This is a genomic window from Nocardia sp. NBC_01499, from assembly GCF_045040275.1.
In the GTDB taxonomy this organism is placed as follows: Bacteria; Actinomycetota; Actinomycetes; order Mycobacteriales; family Mycobacteriaceae; genus Nocardia.
On sequence record NZ_CP109426.1, the window covers coordinates 3,287,122 to 3,306,765 of the forward strand.

Consider the following 19,644-nt stretch of genomic DNA (forward strand, 5'->3'; position numbering starts at 1 on the left):
ATGTGGGTGCGGGTGTGGCCCGTGGATCAAGGCGTCGCAGTGCAAAGGCGGGGCCGTGCTGTTCCACAAGGCCGGTGAAATATTCAGGGTCGGTTGCCCGTCGATGCTCTGTTCCGGCATGGTCCCGGTGGTCGACGGCAAGATCGGCGATCACGACGGGATAGTTCCGGGCCGCTGCCCGTGGATCGGGACGCGGGTCGTAGACGACCGCGCCGACTTCGCACGGGTGGAGCCCGGTGCCGACAGCGGCAGCGATCGGCAGTCGCGATGACTGCCGAGCAGCGATCCCCTCATCCTGACGAGCCGGACCTGCACCTACGCGTCACGCTGCGGGGCGAACAGCTGGACTTTGCTGCCTGCCTTACCTCGGCGCTGTTCTTCCTGGAGGAGCAACGCCAGCGGCACTACATCGACAGCGTGTGCCTGATCCCCGGTGCCACAACGGGATTGGATCGACTCCCGAACGAACGACTCTACGAAGGGCCATGACGATGCTTGGTTCTGGGAGCAAGCCCGTAGCCATCGGCTACCTCCGCAAAGACATCGCCGGAATAGCGCAGGGCTGGAACGAGACCCAAATCCGTAATCTCGCAAAGCGACTCGGCTACAACCTCACCAAAACCGTAGTCTTCGGTGCGAGCACTGAGCATCCGCTAACGGACCTGATAGCCGCAGCACGACGAGCTAGGGCCGACGCCGTCATCGTGCCTAACGCCACGCACTTCGATGACAACGAGATCCCTTGTGAACTCACGCGAGTTGTCGACGTGGTCACCGTGTCACCTGAACAGACTTACGCCCGTTGGGCGCTGAACCCGACACGGTGGAGCGACACCAGCCAAGGCCCGCCATGACAGAGTCAGTCTGCTTGTACCTTGGCCCGTGGACGCGGGACTCTGGCCGCAACGAGAGGGGTAGATGTGAGTGACGACGAACAACTGACTATGGATCTCGGCGTCGAGCGAACCGAGTGGGGTAAATGGGTCGACCCCGAACGGCGCAAAGCACAAGCTCAGAAATTCATGGACCGTGCAGGCATACGGGAGATTCCTTCCGAGCCATGGCCGGAAGATTCACCGGAAGTGAAACGGCTCGATGCGACAGTTGCGGAGTTGTTCCCGGACATGGCTACCGCGATGGCACCCGAAAACGCCGATATAGCCGATGCGTTCATCTGCTTTCTCGGTGAGTGCTTTATCAAGTTCGCGGGTGCACACTGGGAAGACTACGAATGGTTCGGTCGTGAGAATTCTTTCTACGATCATGTGAATCCGATTCTGAACTACGGATTTCACACCGGCGGCGACACCGCATACGGGTTGATGGAACTCATGATTGAAGACTACGACCCGGCCGACGGCGGAATGTTCTCCGGTATGGCAGAGATGATACGCGAATTCGCGGAGCGATACGCGGCGTCCCGCGACGGCGCGTAGCCGGTTGTTCTAGCTCGGAGTTCACATTCGGGGGGTGGGCTGGCATGCCTGATGAATACGACAAGATTCGAGAGAACTTCAACCCACCCGAACGCGGAAGAATCTTCGAGAACGGCACCGAAGCAGTCTTTCACGACCGAGAAAAAGGATATGTCGGTCACCCGGACCCGTATTCCACGCTGCATGGCCTGAGATTCTACGACAAGGCCAGGACCGACGATCTGGGCAAGGTTCATGCCATCGATGACAAGTCGGGCCAGACTGGCAGTAAAAACGATATCCGGGAATTGAAGAAAGATCGCGAACTTCTCGCGAAACGTGAGATCGAGACGCTTACCGTTCGGACTGTCGCCGGTGAGAAAATGTCGGCGGCTTACGAAAGACATCTGAACGAGTTACGTAAAGAATTCGGCGCCAGAGTGATTCACGTCGAAATATCTCGGGCGCAGGCCCGCGACGTGTTCGCAAAAGGACTCAATCGCGAGAAGAACGCACAACAACTCGAACTGCCGGGGGTTGCGCAGAAAGCGCGAGAACAAAAGGGTGTAGACCTTCAAAAACGCCGGGAAAAGCAAGTCACGCTCACGAAGGCTCGTGAAGTGAAGGGCAAGTTCCAGGCGGTGCAAAGATTCAGTCAAGGCGCCGAACGTGGCCGAGCCGAAGCCCCACAACGCGTACAAGCCGAACGCACCCAGCAGGCACAACAGCGGGCCAAGGAGCGTGAAGCACCGGAGACCGAGCGCGATCGGGCGGCCCGTGTAGCTGCTGAGAAGGTCGTGCGGGAATTTCAGGCCCTACTCAAGTCCGGCCCTGCGCCGTCGGCTGACAAAGCACCCGAGAAGACCACTCCGGAACGAGAGTCGCCCGAAACCGCACGGGAAAGAGTCGAACGTGAAGCCCGCGAACAGGTATTGCGAGAATTCCCGCTCCCAGTGCCTGATCGGCCCCAGGAGCGCGAAACCCCGAAGGTTGGGGAACGACCTACCCCGGAGCTGAACCAGGCCGCTACCACTGAACGTGAGGCGGCAGACAAGGCGCAGGCAGCAGCACGCGAAGCGGCCAGAGAACAAGACGCGGCCAGAAACGCCGCGTACCAACGACTCCAGGAACAAGGACGGCTCACAGAGATACAACGGCTCCACTGGCTAGGTCAAGCCACCGACCCACGCGGAGCGGTACGGGAACCACCCGGGCACGCACCTCCGGTTCAAGGACACGGCAGACAACAGGGGCAGGGCCGCGACCGAGGACAATCCCGCGACCGGTGATGTCGTTCACAGCTCTAACAACGCCTAGCTATGAGTCGAGCCCGATCCGAATGGAGCGGGATCGTCAATTCCTCAAGGTAGGGTGGAACCACCCGGTGGTAAATCGATGCGTTTACCACCGGGGATTTAATTAGTGGCTAGTTAGGTCCATCGTACTCATTGTCGCCACGCCGCTTCGCCGCTGCGGCTTCTTTGTCGATCACACATTTTTTGAAGGCGGCATAGGTAGCTGATTCCTTCGCGCACTCGTCAGCCCAATCTGCGGAGGCGGGTCCGGCCAATGCAATTCCCCCCATGGCGAACGTCGCGGCAAGCGAGGCGATCACGACACGGCGAATCATGTGTAGCTCCAATCGTGTGGTCGGCGGGCTAGCTTGTCCAGCTCACCGTACTTCCACGTATTCGGACCAGCCGTGATTCCGGATGGGGTGTTACGTGCGGTCGGTTACCGATGGTTCGGCAGCGAACGAGCGATCTCGATTCACAATCGTCCGGAAGCTCAGAAACCTGCTCTGAGCAGCGCAAACAGTGCACCGCGGCTTAGATGGACGAAAGCCCTGAAACCCGTACAGAACCAGGCACCCGCATTACGAGCCGGTCTAAGGACAGGGGATGGGATTCCCTCCCCTGGGGGTACCAGGGGCTAAGCCCTGAGCGTCGGAGCTAAGCCAACCCGTCACGGTCACAGTCGGATTCGAGCAACGCTAAGCCGGACGCATCTGTGCCGACACAGACCGAGTCTCACCCGGCAGGCCGGAGCCTGCACCCGGCTACCCAGTGCCACCCTGCCCGCCCAGAGGGCACGCTGCCGCTCCCGTGTCGGGCAGTGCACACTTCCACCCCCTCCCCCTGTCGGGTGCGTGATTGGCCCGTATGCCTGAGGGTGGGCCACCGAGGGCTAGGGAGGGTGCCTCCCCCACCCTGTACCTCGGTTCGGGGGGATATTGGCCCGTAACCATGGTGGGGGACCGAACCACCACAGCACGCCCAAACCTCAGGGCCAACCCTGAGGTACTGCCGCGCCCCTCCGGGGCTTGCCTTTGAACCCATCCGGCGACGGACGGCTCTCGGGTGTCGACGCCGGTCGTCGCAGGCGGTCAGCGCAGCTCACGGACATCCGATAATGCCGATTACCGCGCACTTGAATCGCGCTCAGCAGGTGGGTACTGCGGCGAACGGGCAGTACAGCAGCAGCGCCGCGGCGAGCAGGCGGACCCGCTCGGCAGGGCGTCCAGCGCCGCGCCGCCGACCAAGGTGGCGTCCGACCGGTGGTTGGGCTGGCGGCACCGAGCGACCCGATTCGGCTTGTTCGAACTCCCTCGGTACCCGACCCATCCGAATGACCAGTCGGAACGAATGTCAGCTGTGTCGCGCCGCCGTGTCCTGGCTGGTGGTGTGTGCGCCTGTGCTCAGATGGTGCAGGTACTGAACTTCGACATCGAATCCGGAGGATCCCATGTTCGCTCGTTCTCGTGTTCTCGCCGCTGTGGCCTGCACAGTTGGTGTCGTTGTCGGGATGTTGGTGCCATCGACGGTGGTCACCGCCGACCCTGCCAAGGCACCCAAGGTGTGCACCGCGGCGGAGGAAAAAGCTGCCGACGGTGACCAAGAGGCCGTGGACGCCTGTCACAAAAAGCGTTTGGCCAGTGCTCAGGCACGCTTCGACAACGTACCCAACGCAAAGAAATTGCGGGATCGCACGCCCTACGAGATAGAAGGGACGATGGGCGTCACAGGAACAGAGCGCAAGTCCGAGTTCGATTCTCCAGCAGACGCCTATGCGGCTCTGGCGTCTGAAGTGGTATATATCCACTGCTTCGCGTTGGTAGAGCATGGGGGAAGCCTGTGCTTTCCCTGTAAAGACGACCACCCTGCCGCCCTTTGTGAATTTCAGGCCGGCGGCTCCAGAAGTGACGGCCTGGTCCATGACGACAATAAACTGCCCATGGTGTGGCAGGAACTCAAGTCCAGGGCTGTGGCTGCCTACGAGACGGGCAAGGATATGAGTGAACACGACGACCTGGACGAGCGCCTGCTGGCCGACGATGCCGAGGAAAAGGCGGCGAAAGCGGCGTTCAGTGTGGACTGGTCCGAGCCTGGATTGAGCAATTAGCAGCGGCTATTCGTCCAGCGCCGGGTAAGGATCGATCCCGGCGCCTATGACTATGCCGCCGTTGAGGACGACGCCTACGACCAGGCCGCGCGGAAATCGCCCGCACCGCCGCCCACGATTCATACGACAAACCCACCGATGTCGCGGTCGCCGACAGGGCAGCAGAGGCCGAGGAGAAAGCTGTCGAAGCGTCGCAGAAGGCTTTCGGCGGCCCCGAACCGGTCAAGATCCCAGGCTTGCTTCCGCCTAGTAGCCAAGCCGTCCACATCGACGGGGCCTCACGCCAGCCGACCCGCAGCGAATGTCCGTATCTGCCGCATACCGCGCGTTGGTCATCCGTCCAAAACGTTTGGCTGACAGCGCTTCTCAAAGCGCGCTTATGCCGATTCCAGTACGTCGGTCCCGAGTCCGCCTCCCCGCTACTGACCGCCGATAGACAGCGGGCTTTGGCTGTTCAGCTGAGGAGGCCGCGTTCCATGGCGGTGGTGACGGCGGCGGTCCGGTCGGACACGCTGAGCTTTCCGAACACGCGCAGCAGGTGCGTCTTCACTGTCGCCTCGCTGATGTGCAGCGCGCGCCCGATGTCCGCGTTCGTCCCGCCCTTCGCGACAAGCCGCAGCACCTCCGTCTCGCGGGCCGACAACGGCGGCGGCTCCGGGTTCCGCACCCGGTTCACCAACTTCCCGACCACCGACGGCGCCAGCACGGTCTCCCCGCGGGCTGCCGCCCGGATCGCCCCGACCAGCTCGGTCCGCGACACGTCCTTGAGCAGGTACCCCGACGCGCCGGCCTCGACCGCGCGCAGGATGTCGGCGTCGGTCTCGTAGGTGGTCAGCACGACGACCCGCCGCCGCGGTGTCTGCCGCAGGATCTTCCTGGTCGCGCTGACGCCGTCGAGGCCGGGCATCCGCAGGTCCATCAGGATTACGTCTGGCTGCTTGACTCGGTCGAGCGCGACGGCTTCGTCGCCGGACCCCGCCTCGCCGACCACACTGAAGTCTGGTTCTGACTCCAGCATCCCGCGCAGTCCCTCCCGCACCACGGGATGGTCGTCGACCAGCATGATCGTGATCACGCGGGCACCTGCAGTTCCACGTCGGTCCCCTCGGAATATCCACTGCGGATGCTGAGTCGTCCGCCGATCTGCCCCGCCCGCGACCTCATCCCGGACAGTCCGAACCCCCCGGTCGGTGCGCCGGGGTCGAAACCCGCGCCGTCGTCGTGCACCAGCAGACGTACCGAGTCGTCCACGGCGGAGACTCGGACGAGCACCGCCGACGCCGACGCGTGCTTGCCGATGTTGGCCAGTGCCTCCTGCGCGGCACGCAGCAGGACCACCTCGGTCGCCATCGGCAGTGTCGGCAACGGACTGTGCACTTCGTAGGTCACCGTGAGGGTGCTCTCCTCGGCGAGCCGGTCGGCGAGGCGTCGCAGCGCCTCCTCCAGCGATCCCGCCGCCAGCCCGGTAGGCGCGAGTGCGGCCACCATTGTCCGTGCCTCGCCGAGGTTTTCTCGCGCGGTGCGCGCGGCGAGGCCGAGATGCCGTCTCGCTGCGGCGGGGTCGGTGTCCATTTCGGACTCGATCGCCTGGGTGAGGGTGACGATGCTGGTGAATCCCTGCGCCAGCGTGTCGTGGATCTCGCGGGCCAATCGCTCGCGCTCGATGGCCGTGCCCGCCTCCAGGGAGAGCCGGGCGACCTCGGCCTGGCTGGCTTCCAGCCGCTCGATCAGCCCGGCGCGGGCATGGCTCTCCTCGATGATCCCGGTGATGTAGCGCCCGGTGAGCATGCTGAAGACGATCACGATCATCGGCACCACGATGGCCAGGGCCTCGGCCCCGTCGCGGACGATCGAAGCGACCAGGCTCAGCATGATCGTCAATGACGTGAGCGCGGCGGCCGGTGCGAAGTCCAGCGTCATGTACACCAGCGGGCAGACGATGAACAGACCGAAGCTCGCTTTGGGGTCGGCGAACATCGCGACGACGATGAGCAGCGACAGAACCCCGGCGAACAGCCAGCGCTGTGTGTCGTTGTCCTCGCGGGTGAGGGCTCGGCGGCCCTGGGACAAGTAGACGATCGCGATCCCGGTCAGCGCCGCGACGCTGACCAGTCTGGCCGCTATCGCCGTCGTCGGCTCGTCGGTGAGGACGTAGGCCACTGTCCCGACGTAGGCCACCCCGAATACCACGTCCCAGACCCAGCGGAAGCGCTGCCACGCGCTGCGCGATGACGGGTTCACCGGCCCTCGTTCGTCCAGCGGAACGTCAGCCTCGCCAGCAGCAGTCCCACCACGCACCAGGCGCCGAGCACCAGCGCCACCCTCGAAAGTTCCCATGTCCCCGCCATTTCCTGAGCCGCTGCCTCCGGGGGCAGGAACACCGAGCGGAAGCCCTGACACACCCACTTCAGCGGAAATACCGACGCAACGTCGACCATAACCTTCGGCAGGTGCGTGATAGGGGTGACGAACACCCCCGACATGAACTGCAACACCAGATAGACCAGGTTGACCACCGCGACGACCCCGTTCGTCGACCGGGGCACCGAGCCGATCACGATGCCGAGCAGCGTGCACGACACGGTGCCCAGCACAAACACCCAGGCCAACGTCAGCCACTGCGCCGGCTCAGACGGCAGGTGCAGCTCGAACATGAGCACGGCCACCGCGATCATCAACGCCGACTGGACCGCGCTGGACACCGCCACCAGCACCATCTTCCCGACGAAATACGACCCCGCGGGCATCGGTGTCCCGCGAAGCCGTTTGAGCGCGCCACTCTCCCGGTCGACGGCCAGGCCGATGCCCATGCTGTTGAACGACGTCGAGACGATGCCCGCGCCGATCATGCCCGCGGCCAGCAGCTGCCCCGAGCTGACCGACACCTGCGCGGTCGGACCGTCCAGAATGGACCCGAGCAGGATCATCAGTATCGCGGGCATGGAGAAGGTGAAGACCACCTGTTCCCTGTTGCGGAAGAACTGCCGCAGCTCCGCGCCGCCGCGGGTCAGGCCCAGCGAGAACGTGCCGGGCAGAGCGAGCGTGGTCATGGCGTCTCTGCGATCAGCTCGAGGTAGATGTCCTCCAGGCTGGGCCTGGTCACGGTCAGCTCGCCGAGCTCCCCACCCCCAGCGGAGAGCTCGGCGACGAGCTTCGTCGGATACGCCGTGCGCTCGACGTGCTCACCGCGTTCATCCACCCAGCGCACAGTCGCCTCCGCACCGGCACGGCCACCGAGCTCACGCGGGGTGCCCTCGGCGACGACCCGCCCGCGGGCGATCACCGCGACCCGGTCGGCCAGCGCCTCGGCTTCGTCCAAGTAGTGCGTGGTGAGCAGGATCGCGGTGCCCTCCCGCGCGAGCCCGCCGATCAGCGTCCACAACCGGCGGCGAGCCTCGGGATCGAACCCGGTCGTCGGCTCATCGAGGAACACCAGCTCGGGACGGCCGATGATGCCCAGCGCAACATCGACCCGCCGCCGCTGCCCACCCGACAGCGACTTCACCCGCGCCCCCGCCTTCTCGCTCAGCCCGACCTTGTCGATCACCTCTTCCGGATCACGCGGATCGGGGTAGTACTTCGCGAAATGCCGGACCGTCTCCGCCACCGACAACTCGGCCACGTCGGTCGCGGTCTGCAAGACGATGCCCAGCCGCGCCCGCCAAGCCCGGCCCGCCCGGCCAGGATCCTCACCGAGGACACTGACCTCACCCGCCGTCCGATCCCGGTGCCCCTCCAAGATTTCCACGGTCGTCGTCTTGCCCGCGCCATTCGGACCGAGCAACGCGAACACCTCACCCTGCCCGATATCGAAATCGAGCCCGGCCACCGCGACCTGCCCCGGATACTCCTTGCGCAATCCACGCACCCGCACTGCCGTCATGACTCAAGTCTGTTGCCGCGCTGGACCTCCCGGAACAGCCGGGAAGTTGAATCGGCTGTCCACCGATCGACGGACAGAAGTGCAGTGCCTTACGATTTTCGCCGCTTACCCGCGTTCTTTTGCCTGCTGCGATACCCCACTATGAACGTCCGCACATACCGCAGCGGGGTCGTTGAGACCGGCGGTCGGAGCCCTGCGCCACCGTAGTGGCCGTCTCCTGATCGCTTGCCGGGCAAAGCTTTCCGCCTGTGGAGAAGGTCGAGCCAACCTCCGCGTCAGAGATTGTCGATCGCGGTACCCAGGTCTGCGCCGTAGCTCGACCAGCAGAAGATCGGTTGTTCTGGAGCGGCACGCTGGCACATGTACCACTCACTGTCATCTACGCAGCGTGCGAGATACAGGCAGGAGAAGTCCAGGATGAGGTCGACGTTCAGCGGTGTGCTCTGGTCAGGTCCGTTGGGGGCCAGATAGACCGGGGTACTCGGGTCCAGCAGCAGCGCCGCGTCGATCCCGGCGCGTCGCCGCACATCGCTGATGGTCCAACCATCTGGAAGCGTGGTGCTGTCGTCGATGTTCTCCATACCCATCGTGAACATCCTGTCATGCCGCATACCGCGCGTTGGTCATCCGTCCAGATCTTTAGTCGAAGACCGCGCACCTGATCGGGAGACAGGTTCGGGCAGTTCTTGGCACCTCGGCGTCAACCACACCACCGTCCTGAACAAGCTGCGCGAACGCGGCATCCCCACCCGAGACAGCCACGGACGTCCGCGCATCGAAGCAGGTGGTGCCCGATGACCCGTCCTGCAGCTATGTCGACTCGATCAGGTTCGGACGGGGCTGCCGTGGTTCAGGCTGTCACCGTGATCATCGGCGTCGTCATCGGCCTCACCTTTCTCTTCGGCTTCGGCGACGTCCTCAACCTCGCCCTCCGGCTCGGCGTGCCTGCCTGGGTCGCGCCGCTGGTGGCTCCCGCGGTTGACCTTTCGATCCTCGGGCTGCTGCTCGGCACGCGGCACCTGGCGCTCACCGGTGCGTCCCCGGACGTGCTGCGGTCTGCTCGCCGGCTGCTGATCTTCGCTAGCGTGGTCACGCTCGCGCTGAACGTGGCAGAGCCTCTGGTCGCGGGCGAGTTTGGTAAAGCGGCGTTCGACGCGGTAGGGCCGCTCCTGTTGATCGGCTGGTCGGAGGTCGGCCCTGGCCTCTTGCGAGCGATCGGCGCCACGAGTCGTGCGCCAGCCGCACCCCGAAGTCGATCGACCTGAGCAGGCTGCCCATGCCGACTCGGATGACGGTGCGCCAGAGGCGGGGAACGAACTTAGCCACGAGGTCCCACAGAGAGGTGGCGAGCAAGCGGTAGTTGGGGCGCACACCGGAGGCTCTCTTGGCTCAAGCCTGGCGCGAAGACGCGGCGGCTGGCGTCTGGGCCGACCGCCGCGCACGCGCGGACCAAGGATGCGTTCAACGCCACCGCGCTCACGGGGCTCGACGCGGCGCTCGCCCGTGAACGCGGGGGCAGGTCGGGCTGTTCGGCACCGAGGACTTCGCCGAGAGGGTCGCGGCGTTCCAGACCACGCAGAAGCCGGACTTCACCGGCAGGTGAGCGGTCGGGCGAGCCAGTCCGCGGCGGTAGACTGGGCGTTCGGCACCGGACGAGTGGAGGCGGGCGTGGGCTACGGCGACAAGCTTTTCTGGCTCTCGGTCCTGATCCAGCGCAGATACGCGCAGATCTGCGCCGAGTACGACCTGACCCCCACGCAGGCCACACTGCTGTGCGCGATCAAGGACGAGTCGCGGCAGATGGCCTACCTTGCCACCTCGCTCGGCATGACCAAGAACGCGCTGAGCCAACTCGTCGACCGCACCGAGCGACGCGACCTGGTCCGCCGGGTGAACTCGGAGCAGGACCGGCGGGTCATCATGCTCGGCGTGACACCCTCGGGGAAGGTGCTCGCCGAAGCCATCTTCGCCGAGACGACCAAGCGCCTGCCCGACATCGCGGAGAACCTCGACGCCGACGACCAGCGCGACTTCGAACGCGTCGCCACCTCTATCGTCGACGCGGCGGGCGTTCCGGGGTCCGCCACGTCCTGACCTACCGCGCAGAACCCTCGGCAGACCCGCACGCCTTGCGGAAGTTCATGCCATGAACTAATATTGTTCATGGCATGAACCAATGAGAGGTGGGCGACATGGACACGCAGGAAACCGGCGTGATCGCGGTCTTCGGTGGGACAGGGCAGCAGGGCGGGGCGGTCATCGACGCGCTCTTGGCCCGAGGAGCGCGGGTGCGGGCCCTCGTCCGCTCCCCCGATTCCGACCGGGCACAAGCGCTGGCCGCCCGAGGCGTCGAGCTGGCGACTGTCCGGATCGACGACCCGACGTCATTGGTCGCCGCGCTGAAGGCGGTCGACGCGTTCTCCTTCATGACCCCGGAGGCGAACAGCCTCGAGGAGGTCGAGGAGGAGGTCCGAGTGGGCATCGCCCTCGTCGACGCGGCGGTGGCGGCGCGGGTGCCGCACGTCGTGTTCAACTCGGTTTTCGGGGCGGATCGCGAAACGGGCGTGCCGCACCACGACTCGAAGCTCCGGATCGAGGAATACCTGAAGCATTCCGGCCTGCGGGCCACGATGGTTCGCTCGACCGCCTTCATGGAGAACTTCGCGACCGTGATGGCGCCGAGCCTGGAGGACGGAACGATCGTGCTGAGGGTGCCGCTGCCGGACGACATCGCCCTGAAGATGATCTCGATCAAGGACATCGGACAGGTCGCCGCCGCGATCCTGCTCGGCACAGCGGACGTGCCCGGCGGAGCGGTCGAGGTCGTCGGCGACGAGCTGACGGGTAGCCAGATCGCCGCCGCGTTCGGCGCGCACGCCGGGCTACCGTCACGCTACGAGGCCCTGCCGCTGAGCGTCCTCGGCAACGACCTCGACAAGGCGATGTTCCGCCAGTTCGCCGCGGCGTCCGAATACCCGTCGGACCTCGCAGCGGTGCGGGCGATCGAGCCGGCCACCCGGGACCTGGCCGAGTGGATCCGCTCCACCGGCTGGACCGCGCCCGCGGACAACGTCCGTTCCTGAACGTCGCACACGGGCCACAGCTATCGATCAGCGACGGGCTGAGTGGCAAGCCCCGAAGGGGTGCGGCAGCCCGTACGCGACGCTCGGTGATCATCGGTCAGCAGTGCGATGGGTGGTCCCACAGCGCTAGTCAGGACAGCGGCCGTCGAGGCAGTTTGTCGGTCCATTCGCGTTGCTCGGGGGTGTCGGGGACGGTGAGTCCACGAGCTTGTTCGAGTCGGTTCCATGCCGTGTCGGGGTCGGTGCCGTTGATGACGAGGAGCGCGGCGGCCAGCAGCGATGCGCGGCCGATGCCAAAGCGACAGTGGGTGAGGACGTGTGCGCCGTCGTTCAGTTCCGCAGCGAGGTGCTGGAGAGTCGGCAGCACGCTGGCCCGGTCGGGGACGCCGCGGTCAACGATCGGGATGGAAACGAACTGCAGGCCAGCCTCACGTGCTGTGCGCTCTTCGGCTCCGAGGTCGCACTCGTAGAGTTCAGCGGTGGTGAGCGCGCAGACCAAGTGGTCGACACCGGACGCCTTCAGAGCGGTCATCTCGTCTTCGAGCCACTCTCCGCCGCGCGGCTTGGCCATGATGCTCAGCCGTCCGGGACCCCGATGGTCAACGGTGTAAAAGTTGGGGTGCATGCGCATGTTCATTGCCTCATGTTGTGGGGGTTGCTTACAGAAATCGGCGGCGCGAAGCCGGGCTGATCATGAGAGATGTTGCCGGGCAAGGCTTTTGCGCGCGTTACGGCGCGATTGCGGGGCTAGGGTGCCGTGAAATATTCAGGGTCGGTTGCCACCGCCCACACTCGATGATGACGGTCACCGCTGGTTCCTCCCGTTGTCGACAGTGTGGTGTCCGTGCGGGAGGGCACCGCTAGTTCGAGCTTGGGGCAGGCCCCTCTTCAGCCACTCCCTGCACGGCACCCGGTGGGAGACAACCCAATAGAGAGCCACACCAATACCGACGGTGGGCAGCCGAATGTTGGGAGCTTCTCACCGGGCACCTGGACCCGATCCTGGCCGAGGTCAAGTCCTACCGCCAGTATTGAGTAGCCGCATACCGCGCTGACCGAACCGGCCAGCCTGGGCGGTGGAAGATCAAGTGGCCGTGTCGATCCGAGGCTGGCAGTGCAAACTGGAGCCGTGCGACTTACTTGCTGGATGTGCGGAGCGGAAGGAAACGCGCCCGAAGCTGGGCTTGCGGTGCTCTGTGCTGCTTGCGCGGAGCAGTACATCTCGGCTCCTTGTCTGGGATGCGGTGTGCTGCAGACCTCTCTGCGGTCCAGGTTCTCCGAAATCTGTAGCCAATGCATCGTGCGTGCCGAGTGGCCTGCATTGCCTGTCGAGGCTCGTGCCGAGTTCGATCGATTGTTTCAGGAAGGGCGCAAGATCCAAGCAGTGAAAGCGCTGCGCGACGGGTCGGGGATGGAGCCGAAGCCAAGCCTTCACTGGGCGATGGACGCGCTCGTGTTCCGCGCGAAGGCACTCGGACTCGAAAGTTCCTGAGCCGACTGCGACTCGTTGAGAAACCACTGAACTGACGCTTATGGCGCTGATCGGAACGGCTACTGCGCTACTCGACGTTTGGCCCCGGCCTGCCGGTATCTGCGCCGATCGTCGATGATTGCTGCTCATGAGCGAGCCCAACCCGCAGTGGACTCCGCCCGAGGTCTGTGACCAATGCCCGCATCCGATCTCCGAGCACACGCTGTGGATGCCGGACGAGGTGTGCGACGGCTGGATGCACTGCCGCTCAGCCGACTGCAGCCAATGCTGGCACAAGTGGCTTCGGCTAACCCGCATACAGTCGAACAGCTAGGAGCTGACTACGTTCGGAAGTAGTGAGCGCTCATGCCGCTGCGCGGGCGTTGGTCAGTCGATCAGATCGGTTGACGGGCAAGGCTTCCCAACATCCGCACCTAGCCGATTACGGCCCGTGAATCGGTCAGTCGTATTCAGCCCAGAACGAGGTGAGTACTCGTGCGCTGAGGACGGGGTCCTGCACCATCCAGTAGTGGTTCAGACCGTCCAGCGTGCCGACGCGAGCACCTGCGCGGGCTGCGGACCGGCGGCGCATCTCCACTGAGCCGACAAACGAATCCTCGGTGCCGATGATGGCCAGACCGGGACGTTGGGCTGCGGCGGGGAGGTTACGGCCCAGTTCGGCCATGGTCGGCTGGGCGGCGGAACGGTAGAACGCGAGAATCGCGTGGCCCATCTCCGGCCCCTGGGCTGGGGCGAGCTGGGTAGCGACTGCCCTGCTGAGGCCCACCGCGACCATGCGTTCGACACGCTCATCGGCCGTGCCGCCCATCCAGTCCGCGATCGACTTCTCACCCACCCCGGATGTCTGCCATTCCCGGGCCAATCCGTGCCAGACGTACTCCGGATCGAACACCCCCACAGAGTCGCTGGCCCAGGTCCGCAGCAGGTCCGGCCGGGTCATGGCGACGCCGACAACCGTGCTGCCGCCGACATCGTGGCCGACCAGGTCGACCGGTTCACCGAGCGCCACCAACTCGCCAACCAGCCAGTCGCGATAGCCCGCCACCGTGCAGTCGAAACCTGCCGGGATGGACGCTCCGAACCCGGGCGGGGACAGGCGCAGCACGTCGGTGCGGTTCAGTTCGGCGAGCAGTGGATCCCAGATCGCCGCGCTCTCTGGGTTGCCGTTCACGAATACCGCGGTCACAAAGATTCCTTACAGCAGGTCGAACATGATCACCACCACGATAGACGCGCACCGTCGGCACATCCGGTAGCCGCTTACGGGTCGCTTCGGAACGAGCCGAGTGCGGCCAGGCCGAAGGAACCTGCACCGATGGCCAGATGCCCGTTTTCTGAGGCAGAGCGGCAAGGCAGGGGATATCTCGTTGCCATCCGCTCGATTTGGGCGATACGGTCTGCTCTGTCCTCGCTTAAGGTGCACTGGCTCCCGGATGAATGCGCCCGCAGTTTGGAGAGGGTAGCCGCCTGTTCGAGTCAGGCCGAGTCCGAAGGGAGTCCGCATACATCTGCGGACTCTCTTAAGCCCTCAGTGCCGTCCTGAAGGGCCGATTGAGGGCCGCCCTGTATCGTGTCATGCCGCGTTCCGGGCGTTCGAGTGCGCCGTAGCCGTTAGCCGCCGGTCGACTTCGCGAACATCCGATATTGCCGCTGGGCGCGCGGTTCGGCTGGGATGCGCCGAGCTGGTACCTGTTACTAGTTGGCCGCGCCCCCTCCCTCGCGTTTGCCATCGCATCCACGAGCCGCGCACATGAAAAGGCTCCGGTGCCAGCGAGATACACTCACCGACACCGGAGCTGAACTGTGATGGTAATCACGCTGCCGCAATAGTACCTGGTCAGGGCTCTAGCGCGCCCTGTTTCCGCAGGTCAGATCATTTACCCTGGAAAGGGGCATTGATCGTGGTGAAGTACTGAATCACCGCGCCGATCGCGACGGGGGCGGTGATCAGGATCTGGCCCGCGACGGTGCCGAGCGCACCCATGGCGGCCGCGCCGCCGAGGCAGCCTGCCGCGATGCCACCGATGAAGGGCCCGAACAGGCCGATGATGGTGCCGCCGACGACCGCGCCGCCGACGATGCCGCCGAGGACGCAACCGACGGCCGCGCCACCGATGCCGCCGACCAGGGTGGCGATGCTGGCACCGAGGCTGATCGTGCCGGTCATCCGCGACCAGGCGGCCTGCTCACGGTCGTACTCCGACTTCCACGGCGCCTTGTCCTCGAAGGGCAGGGCGACCGGGGTGTAGACGGCCTTGTTCATGTCGAGCTGCGGGGTCAGCGTCGCGGTGCGGCCCGCGACGTCGGCGGCGATGGGGAACGTGAAGTCATCGAGCCGGAACTGCAGCGGGGTGCCCGCGACGACAGTGCCGTTGGCGGCCTTGATCTTCAGCGCGTTGTCCTCGACGACGAGGGAGCCGGAGTCGATGGAAACGACGGACTGGGTCTCGGTGGATTCGGCGGTGAAATTGATCGGTGCGTCCGCGGCCGGGGCCGCGTTGACGGTGCCGGCGGTGACGCCGAGCGCTGCGATCAGCAGCGTGGCCGTCGCGGCAAAGTTCCTCATCAACATTCTCAGGTCCTTCTTAGGTGTGGTCGGGATGCGGTGAGCTTAGGGTAGGCACACCTAATCCTGTCAAGCGGTACGTTTTTGCCGGCGAATCCAGTTCCTGGCGCCCGTCATCGCCCCAGATGCCAAGGTGCACACCGGGTTACGCGAATCACCGCCGATCGGCGGGTAGCGAAGCTGACGTGCTCTTAGCTCCCTGCCCGCGTCTCGGTAAGGCCGGTCGGCCCGTGCGTGACATCGACCCGCACGCCCTCATCGACGATCTGGTCCACGGCTCGGCCTGTCATTACCCGGTCCGCGGGCACGAGGACGCCGAGCCAGGCCCTCAGCACCGGCTCGGACGCCAAGGTCGCGAAGTCCGCCTGATCCGCGCCGTCGGAGCGCCACTTCTCCACCAGCGACATCAATCGCACCGAATCCAGGCCCGCGTCAGTGAGATCCGCGTCTTCGGGCACCTCATGCGGTGCCACGCCCAACGCGGCCGCGATATCGGCGATCACGTCCTGGCGGCCGATGCTAACCGGCTCGCTCATGTTCATCCTCCGTGTAACTCAGCAGACCCGCGTCAGGCCGCATTCGATTGCCGCAGCGCGAATTCCAGCGCGTCGGTCGTCGTCACCGCGCCACAGCGGCGGGCTACGTAGTTCATGGCCATCACGTGCTCATCGCGGCCGAAGTCGGCGGTCGCGTCGAGCACGACGAACGGCTTGATGTCGTTCATGAACGCGTCCGCGGCGCTGAGCATGCAGCCCATGTGCGCGTATACGCCGGTGATGATGAGCTGGTCGCGGTTGTAGTGGTTCAGCAACTCGCGCAGGTCGGTCCGCTGGAACGCCGAGTAGCGCCACTTGGTGACCTGGATGTCGGCCGGGCCGGGGGTCAGGTCGCCGACCACCTCGGTAGACGGCCCGGTGCTGAGTCCGCTACCCCAGAAATCAGCGAGAATGCCACGGCGCGAGGGATGTTGATCGCCGGGCTGCATGGTGTAGATCACCGGAACACCGGCGGCGTTGCACTGCTCGCGCAGCCGCCGGATGTTCGCGATGACAGTGGCGATCGGTTCGAGGTCCGGCTGATACGCGTCGATGAAATACCGCTGCATGTCGTGGATCAGCAGCGCGGAACGCGACGGATCCACCAACCACGGCACATGATTCGCCACGACGTCCTCGCGCGCCGGTATCGAATACGGTGCTATCGGCGGGATGGCCAACAGTCTTCTCCTGTTCAGTGATTCAGACAGTGTCAGGCGTCGAACGTCGCGCCACCATCGACACGCAGGTCATGCATGGTGATGTGGCGAGCACGCGGGGAAGTCAGGAAGTAGATGCTTTCGGCTACGTCCTCGGGCTGCGCCACCCGGCGCAGTGGGATGCCGAGGCGGAAGTTCTCCGCGTCACCCGCCAGCAGGCGGTGGCGGGCCGACTCGGGCAATTCGGCCGCATCCGCGGTCCACATGCCACGCAACATGGGTGTGTCGGTCGACCCCGGTGACACCATGTTCACCCGGACGCCCGCGGCGGCCACCTCGAGGCCGAGTGCCATCGCGAACGCCCGCGCCGCGGCCTTGGACGCGCCATAGGCGGCCATGCCGACTCGAGGTGTTCCGGCGGCGTTCGAGGTGACGACCACGATCGAGCCACCGCCGTTCGCGGCGAGCACGGCGGCGGCCCGTCGGGTGACGTTCATCGTCCCGGTGGCGTTCACCGCCAGGCACCGATCCCATTGGGCGCCGGTCAGTTCCGCCACCGAACCGGTTTCCAAGATGCCCGCCGCGTGCACGACGGCCTCAATCGGACCGACCCGTTCGACGGCCGCGACGAACGCCTTGTCCACGGAATCGGCATCGGTCACATCGACCTGTTGCGCACGGGTGATGCTCTCGCCCCGGGTCGCGCCGAGCTCGGTGGCGGTGTCGTGCACGGAAGGATCCTGATCCCACAGCACGACCGGTGACGCCGACCTGGCCGCGAAGATCTGCGCCGCCGCGCGGCCGATACCACGGGCCGCGCCGGTGATGATCACACCGCCATCGGCTTTACTCGCCCTAGACATATACTTAGCCTAACCTTAATTCTCGATAGAAGTAAATCAACGACGTTTCGGTATGAAGGAGTTCGACAGTGCCGTCTCAATCCGACCTAACCCCTTGGCCCGCAACGGAAGTCGAGCAATATCGAGCGTTGGGGTACTGGACCGGCGAGACCTTCGGCAGTATGCTCAGCGCCCGCGCCGCGGCGACGCCGGACGCGATTGCCGTGGTAGACGACCGAAATCGCTGGAGCTACGCGGAACTGGCGACGCGCGCCACATCGCTGGCCTCCGGGTTGCTGGAACTCGGCGTGCGGCCGGGTGATCGGGTCCTGGTCCAGCTGCCCAATATCGCCGAGTTCGTCGAGGTGATCTTCGGCCTCTTCTACGCGGGTGCGCTGCCGGTTTTCTGCCTGCCTGCGCATCGCCAGTCCGAGCTGATCCCGATCGCGCAGGCCAGCGGCGCGGTAGCGATGGTCACCTGCCATCACCACCAGACGTTCAATCACGCCACCCTCGCCGCGATCCTGCGGGACCACGCCCCGGACCTGCGGCACCTGATCATCGTTCCCGACCACCAGCGCCCCGCACTACCCGGCGGCACGCATGCCCTCGATACCCTGCGCGCCGCGCCGAGGGACCTGCCGGCCGTCGCGGCCTCCGACGTAGCGTTCCTGCAGCTGTCCGGCGGCAGCACCGGGACGCCGAAGCTCATCCCGCGCACGCACGACGATTACCTCTACAGCGTGCGCCGCAGCGCGGAGCTGTGCGAACTCGACAGCACCAGCGTCTACCTCGCGGCTTTGCCGGTGGCACACAACTTCCCGATGAGCTCGCCGGGCATTCTCGGCGCGCTGTGGGCGGGCGGCACGGTGGCAATGGCCATCGACCCCTCCCCCACCACCGCGTTCAGCGCGATCGAGCGGTTCTCGGTCACCATCACCGGACTGGTCCCGCCGCTGGCCCGGCTGTGGGTCGAACGCGCGGAAGCCAGTACCAAATACGACATTTCGAGCCTGCGAGTGCTGCTCGTCGGTGGCGCTCGCTGCCCGGACGAGCTGGCCCGCCGGATCAGGCCCGCCCTCGGCGCGACCCTGCAGCAGGTGTTCGGCATGGCCGAGGGCCTGGTCTGCTACACCAGGCTCGACGATCCGGAAGAAGTGGTGCTCGCCACCCAGGGTCGCCCGATGTCCGCGCACGATCAGGTCGCGGTGGTCGACGAGGCAGGCAACCACGTCCCGCCCGGCACCGACGGTCTGCTGATCACCAAGGGGCCGTACACGATTCGCGGCTACTACCGTAATCCCGAGGCCAACGCGTCCTCGTTCACCGAGGACGGCTGGTACCGCACCGGCGATGTGGTGAACCTGCGCGCGGACGGCAATCTGGTGGTCAAGGGCAGGCTCGGCGACCGCGTGAACCGCGGCGGCGAGAAGATCTCGGCCGAGGAGATCGAGGAGCATCTGCTTGACCATCCGTTGATTCGAGACGCGATCGTCGTCTCGGTGCCCGACGAGCGGCTCGGCGAACGCAGTTGCGTATTCGTGCTCGCCGCCGATCCCACCACACCGCCCGCGCTCGGTCAGATCCGCCAGTTCGTCAGGGAGCGCGGTGTGGCCACCTGGAAGATCCCCGACCTGCTCCAGGTGGTCGAGAGCTTCCCGGAGACCGGCGTCGGCAAGATCAGCCGTCGCTCCCTACGGGCCGCGCTCACCGCGCAAGCGTCCGCAACCTGACCCGCGGTCGCCGCGTAGGTCGTCGGAATCCTC

24 protein-coding genes are annotated in these 19,644 nt (G+C 65.4%); 11 read left to right on the plus strand and 13 right to left on the minus strand.

Annotation, left to right across the window (positions count from 1 at the left end; genetic code table 11):
- The first annotated feature begins 55 nt into the window (after positions 1–55).
- The 5 genes from OG203_RS15180 (at position 56) to OG203_RS15200 (ending at position 2,704) form a co-directional block, all read left to right on the plus strand.
- A complete protein-coding gene (locus OG203_RS15180) occupies positions 56–271 on the plus strand; it encodes a hypothetical protein (RefSeq protein ID WP_405166295.1) in 216 nt (71 codons plus the stop codon).
- The gene (locus OG203_RS15185; protein ID WP_405166296.1) at positions 268–489 is read left to right on the plus strand and encodes a hypothetical protein; all 222 of its coding nucleotides are present in this window, start codon (positions 268–270) and stop codon (positions 487–489) included. The genes OG203_RS15180 and OG203_RS15185 overlap by 4 nt, the downstream gene beginning before the upstream one ends.
- A complete protein-coding gene (locus OG203_RS15190; RefSeq protein ID WP_405166297.1) occupies positions 486–854 on the plus strand; it encodes a hypothetical protein in 369 nt (122 codons plus the stop codon). Before OG203_RS15185 ends, OG203_RS15190 begins: the two co-directional genes overlap by 4 nt.
- A gap of 66 nt (positions 855–920) precedes the next feature.
- A complete protein-coding gene (locus OG203_RS15195; protein ID WP_405166298.1) occupies positions 921–1,436 on the plus strand; it encodes a hypothetical protein in 516 nt (171 codons plus the stop codon).
- Positions 1,437–1,480: 44 nt separating this feature from the next.
- On the plus strand, positions 1,481–2,704 hold the full coding sequence (locus OG203_RS15200; protein WP_405166299.1) for a hypothetical protein: 1,224 nt from the start codon (positions 1,481–1,483) through the stop codon (positions 2,702–2,704).
- 137 nt (positions 2,705–2,841) lie between these two features.
- On the opposite strand, the gene OG203_RS15205 is transcribed toward OG203_RS15200, so the two are convergent.
- Complete coding sequence (locus tag OG203_RS15205) at positions 2,842–3,045, minus strand: hypothetical protein (RefSeq protein ID WP_405166300.1); 204 nt, start codon at positions 3,043–3,045, stop codon at positions 2,842–2,844.
- Positions 3,046–3,856: 811 nt separating this feature from the next.
- Positions 3,857–4,039: a hypothetical protein gene (locus OG203_RS15210; RefSeq protein ID WP_405166301.1), complete on the minus strand. Its 183-nt coding sequence runs from the start codon at positions 4,037–4,039 to the stop codon at positions 3,857–3,859.
- Positions 4,040–4,160: 121 nt separating this feature from the next.
- Here OG203_RS15210 and OG203_RS15215 point away from each other — a divergent pair, with 121 nt between their 5' ends.
- Positions 4,161–4,817 carry a hypothetical protein gene (locus OG203_RS15215; RefSeq protein ID WP_405166302.1) on the plus strand — a complete coding sequence of 219 codons (657 nt, stop codon included), beginning with the start codon at positions 4,161–4,163 and terminating at the stop codon, positions 4,815–4,817.
- A gap of 454 nt (positions 4,818–5,271) precedes the next feature.
- Here OG203_RS15215 and OG203_RS15220 read toward each other — a convergent pair whose 3' ends face one another.
- The 5 genes from OG203_RS15220 to OG203_RS15240 form a co-directional block, all read right to left on the minus strand.
- Positions 5,272–5,892 carry a response regulator gene (locus OG203_RS15220; RefSeq protein ID WP_405166303.1) on the minus strand — a complete coding sequence of 207 codons (621 nt, stop codon included), beginning with the start codon at positions 5,890–5,892 and terminating at the stop codon, positions 5,272–5,274.
- Positions 5,889–7,058: a sensor histidine kinase gene (locus OG203_RS15225; protein ID WP_405166304.1), complete on the minus strand. Its 1,170-nt coding sequence runs from the start codon at positions 7,056–7,058 to the stop codon at positions 5,889–5,891. The genes OG203_RS15220 and OG203_RS15225 overlap by 4 nt, the downstream gene beginning before the upstream one ends.
- Entirely contained in the window at positions 7,055–7,867 is an 813-nt protein-coding gene (locus OG203_RS15230) for an ABC transporter permease (RefSeq protein ID WP_405165497.1), read from the minus strand. The genes OG203_RS15225 and OG203_RS15230 overlap by 4 nt, the downstream gene beginning before the upstream one ends.
- The gene (locus OG203_RS15235) at positions 7,864–8,700 is read right to left on the minus strand and encodes an ABC transporter ATP-binding protein (RefSeq protein WP_405166305.1); all 837 of its coding nucleotides are present in this window, start codon (positions 8,698–8,700) and stop codon (positions 7,864–7,866) included. The genes OG203_RS15230 and OG203_RS15235 overlap by 4 nt, the downstream gene beginning before the upstream one ends.
- A 275-nt stretch (positions 8,701–8,975) precedes the next feature.
- Positions 8,976–9,287, minus strand: coding sequence for a hypothetical protein (locus OG203_RS15240; RefSeq protein WP_405166306.1), 312 nt, complete (start codon positions 9,285–9,287; stop codon positions 8,976–8,978).
- A gap of 276 nt (positions 9,288–9,563) precedes the next feature.
- Here OG203_RS15240 and OG203_RS15245 point away from each other — a divergent pair, with 276 nt between their 5' ends.
- The 3 genes from OG203_RS15245 to OG203_RS15255 all read left to right on the plus strand — a co-directional run bounded on the left by OG203_RS15245 (position 9,564) and on the right by OG203_RS15255 (position 11,783).
- On the plus strand, positions 9,564–9,965 hold the full coding sequence (locus OG203_RS15245; RefSeq protein ID WP_405166307.1) for a hypothetical protein: 402 nt from the start codon (positions 9,564–9,566) through the stop codon (positions 9,963–9,965).
- Positions 9,966–10,368: 403 nt separating this feature from the next.
- The gene (locus tag OG203_RS15250) at positions 10,369–10,794 is read left to right on the plus strand and encodes a MarR family winged helix-turn-helix transcriptional regulator (protein WP_405166308.1); all 426 of its coding nucleotides are present in this window, start codon (positions 10,369–10,371) and stop codon (positions 10,792–10,794) included.
- A gap of 98 nt (positions 10,795–10,892) precedes the next feature.
- A complete protein-coding gene (locus OG203_RS15255) occupies positions 10,893–11,783 on the plus strand; it encodes an NmrA/HSCARG family protein (protein WP_405166309.1) in 891 nt (296 codons plus the stop codon).
- A 130-nt stretch (positions 11,784–11,913) separates the two neighbouring features.
- Here OG203_RS15255 and OG203_RS15260 read toward each other — a convergent pair whose 3' ends face one another.
- Entirely contained in the window at positions 11,914–12,420 is a 507-nt protein-coding gene (locus OG203_RS15260; RefSeq protein WP_405166310.1) for a hypothetical protein, read from the minus strand.
- 663 nt (positions 12,421–13,083) lie between these two features.
- Here OG203_RS15260 and OG203_RS15265 point away from each other — a divergent pair.
- Positions 13,084–13,275, plus strand: a complete 192-nt coding sequence (locus OG203_RS15265; RefSeq protein WP_405166311.1) for a hypothetical protein — start codon at positions 13,084–13,086, stop codon at positions 13,273–13,275.
- Positions 13,276–13,714: 439 nt separating this feature from the next.
- On the opposite strand, the gene OG203_RS15270 is transcribed toward OG203_RS15265, so the two are convergent.
- The 5 genes from OG203_RS15270 to OG203_RS15290 all read right to left on the minus strand — a co-directional run bounded on the left by OG203_RS15270 (position 13,715) and on the right by OG203_RS15290 (position 17,899).
- Entirely contained in the window at positions 13,715–14,461 is a 747-nt protein-coding gene (locus tag OG203_RS15270) for an alpha/beta fold hydrolase (protein WP_405166312.1), read from the minus strand.
- 687 nt (positions 14,462–15,148) lie between these two features.
- On the minus strand, positions 15,149–15,847 hold the full coding sequence (locus tag OG203_RS15275) for a hypothetical protein (RefSeq protein ID WP_405166313.1): 699 nt from the start codon (positions 15,845–15,847) through the stop codon (positions 15,149–15,151).
- A 185-nt stretch (positions 15,848–16,032) separates the two neighbouring features.
- Complete coding sequence (locus OG203_RS15280; protein ID WP_405166314.1) at positions 16,033–16,377, minus strand: phosphopantetheine-binding protein; 345 nt, start codon at positions 16,375–16,377, stop codon at positions 16,033–16,035.
- 32 nt (positions 16,378–16,409) lie between these two features.
- Positions 16,410–17,057: an isochorismatase family protein gene (locus tag OG203_RS15285; protein WP_405166315.1), complete on the minus strand. Its 648-nt coding sequence runs from the start codon at positions 17,055–17,057 to the stop codon at positions 16,410–16,412.
- A 32-nt stretch (positions 17,058–17,089) separates the two neighbouring features.
- On the minus strand, positions 17,090–17,899 hold the full coding sequence (locus tag OG203_RS15290) for an SDR family oxidoreductase (protein ID WP_405166316.1): 810 nt from the start codon (positions 17,897–17,899) through the stop codon (positions 17,090–17,092).
- 161 nt (positions 17,900–18,060) lie between these two features.
- Here OG203_RS15290 and OG203_RS15295 point away from each other — a divergent pair, with 161 nt between their 5' ends.
- A complete protein-coding gene (locus OG203_RS15295; protein ID WP_405167883.1) occupies positions 18,061–19,611 on the plus strand; it encodes a (2,3-dihydroxybenzoyl)adenylate synthase in 1,551 nt (516 codons plus the stop codon).
- Positions 19,612–19,644: the final 33 nt, after the last annotated feature.

Excerpts from the sequence above, each read along its gene's own strand:
- OG203_RS15185 (WP_405166296.1), top strand. The coding sequence starts at position 268 with ATGACTGCCGAGCAGCGATCCCCTCATCCTGACGAGCCGGACCTGCAC.
- OG203_RS15190 (WP_405166297.1), top strand. The coding sequence starts at position 486 with ATGACGATGCTTGGTTCTGGGAGCAAGCCCGTAGCCATCGGCTACCTC.
- OG203_RS15200 (WP_405166299.1), top strand. The coding sequence starts at position 1,481 with ATGCCTGATGAATACGACAAGATTCGAGAGAACTTCAACCCACCCGAA.
- OG203_RS15205 (WP_405166300.1), bottom strand. The coding sequence starts at position 3,045 with ATGATTCGCCGTGTCGTGATCGCCTCGCTTGCCGCGACGTTCGCCATG.
- OG203_RS15210 (WP_405166301.1), bottom strand. The coding sequence starts at position 4,039 with ATGGGTCGGGTACCGAGGGAGTTCGAACAAGCCGAATCGGGTCGCTCG.
- OG203_RS15215 (WP_405166302.1), top strand. The coding sequence starts at position 4,161 with ATGTTCGCTCGTTCTCGTGTTCTCGCCGCTGTGGCCTGCACAGTTGGT.
- OG203_RS15230 (WP_405165497.1), bottom strand. The coding sequence starts at position 7,867 with ATGACCACGCTCGCTCTGCCCGGCACGTTCTCGCTGGGCCTGACCCGC.
- OG203_RS15235 (WP_405166305.1), bottom strand. The coding sequence starts at position 8,700 with ATGACGGCAGTGCGGGTGCGTGGATTGCGCAAGGAGTATCCGGGGCAG.
- OG203_RS15240 (WP_405166306.1), bottom strand. The coding sequence starts at position 9,287 with ATGGGTATGGAGAACATCGACGACAGCACCACGCTTCCAGATGGTTGG.
- OG203_RS15255 (WP_405166309.1), top strand. The coding sequence starts at position 10,893 with ATGGACACGCAGGAAACCGGCGTGATCGCGGTCTTCGGTGGGACAGGG.
- OG203_RS15260 (WP_405166310.1), bottom strand. The coding sequence starts at position 12,420 with ATGAACATGCGCATGCACCCCAACTTTTACACCGTTGACCATCGGGGT.
- OG203_RS15275 (WP_405166313.1), bottom strand. The coding sequence starts at position 15,847 with ATGTTGATGAGGAACTTTGCCGCGACGGCCACGCTGCTGATCGCAGCG.
- OG203_RS15280 (WP_405166314.1), bottom strand. The coding sequence starts at position 16,377 with ATGAGCGAGCCGGTTAGCATCGGCCGCCAGGACGTGATCGCCGATATC.
- OG203_RS15290 (WP_405166316.1), bottom strand. The coding sequence starts at position 17,899 with ATGTCTAGGGCGAGTAAAGCCGATGGCGGTGTGATCATCACCGGCGCG.
- OG203_RS15295 (WP_405167883.1), top strand. The coding sequence starts at position 18,061 with ATGCTCAGCGCCCGCGCCGCGGCGACGCCGGACGCGATTGCCGTGGTA.